Raw genomic sequence first — 1,468 nt, 5'->3', positions numbered from 1 at the left:
CCCTCTCTGTCAGCCTGGGGTGAGACAAACCGTGGGGGCGTGAGGATGTGATTGTCATGACCCGATCGACAGGGAAGATCCCGAAGCGCACTGTGGAGGAGAAGCTGCGGATCGTTGCCGAGTATGAGGCGGCGCCGCAGGGCCAGAGAGCTGTGGTCGCCCGCCGGAACCAGGTGGGGCTGGTCACGATTCACAGGTGGGCCCATGCCCGGGACAACGATCTATTCGGTCCATCGGCCACGGGATGGCAGGGACGAGGAGCGATGACACCCAAACGTCAGAGTGCCGAGATCATCCGGCTGCGACAGGAGCTGGCCAAAGCGCAGGCGGATCAGGAGATCTTGAAGGCGGCATTGGAGTCGTCGGGAAAAGCGCACGCGCTCTTGGAGAGGCTTGCCGAGAGCGCGGAGACCGAGCCGCTGAAGAAGCAATCCGTCGCACGGCGGTCGCCGACCTCATCGCCGACGGACTGACCACCATCGCCGCGTGCGCTCTGATGGGCATCTCGCGGGCGACCTGGTACCGGCTGCTTTGTCCGCCGGCCACGACAGTCGAACCGATCCCGCAGCGGGACAGGGTGCAGCCGGCGACCCTGACCGCCGACGAGCGTGCACAGATCCAGGCGTACCTATCCGATGAGCTGTACATCGATCTGAGTGTGTCCCAGGTGTTCTTCCGGCTCTTCGACCAGGGGGTGTTCATTGCCTCGGAGTCCAGTTGGCACCGGGTGGCCAGGGCTCGGCAGCTGTCCGGGGATCGTCGCGCCCAGGCCCGCCACAAGTCGACCGCGATTCCGGTGCTGTGCGCCGAACGGCCCAATCAGGTCTGGTCCTGGGACATCACGGACCTGCGCTCGATCGACCGTGGCCGCAGCTTCAAGCTCTACACGATGCTCGATGTGTTCAGCCGCTACGTGGTGGGATGGCGCCTGGAACCGGCCGAAGACGCAGACCTGGCCAAGGAGATGTTCACCGAGGCGTTGACCCGGCATGACGCGGATCTGGAGGTGCTTCACGCTGACCGCGGCTCGGCGATGACCAGCGACGCAATGAAGCATGCCCTCGCTGATCGGCACATCATCCAGTCGCACTCACGGCCGCGGGTCTCCAACGACAACCCGTTCTCCGAATCCCAGTTCAAGACGATGAAATACACGCTCGACTACCCTCGCGAGTTCAGAGACATCGACCACGCCCGCGCCTGGGTCACCGGCTTCATCAACGCCTACAACACCGAGCACCGGCACTCTGGAATCGGGCACTACACACCCGAATCAGTCCACCACGACACCTGGACCGTGGACCAGCGACGACGCCAACGACTGCTCACCCGGTCCTGGCGCAAGAACCCGCACCGCTACCACCGACGCCCACGCGCCCAATCCGTGCACGACAAATCCTGGATCAACAAGCCCAACGAGCACCAACCCGCAAACTAGCAACTGCCTCAAACAGGTTGACAGCTACCG

2 protein-coding genes are annotated in these 1,468 nt (G+C 63.9%); both read left to right on the top strand.

Annotated features, from left to right (window positions below):
* The first annotated feature begins 56 nt into the window (after window positions 1-56).
* On the top strand, window positions 57-473 hold the full coding sequence (locus NJE57_RS19910; protein ID WP_319030223.1) for a hypothetical protein: 417 nt from the start codon (window positions 57-59) through the stop codon (window positions 471-473).
* Complete coding sequence (locus NJE57_RS19905; protein WP_319030222.1) at window positions 431-1,438, top strand: IS3 family transposase; 1,008 nt, start codon at window positions 431-433, stop codon at window positions 1,436-1,438. The genes NJE57_RS19910 and NJE57_RS19905 overlap by 43 nt, the downstream gene beginning before the upstream one ends.
* Window positions 1,439-1,468 lie beyond the last annotated feature (30 nt).

Origin of the sequence: Dietzia sp. PP-33 (assembly GCF_033790845.1) — a bacterium.
In the GTDB taxonomy this organism is placed as follows: domain Bacteria; phylum Actinomycetota; class Actinomycetes; order Mycobacteriales; family Mycobacteriaceae; genus Dietzia.
Note: the sequence above shows the minus strand (reverse complement) of the source record. Positions and strands in the feature narration are given on the sequence as shown.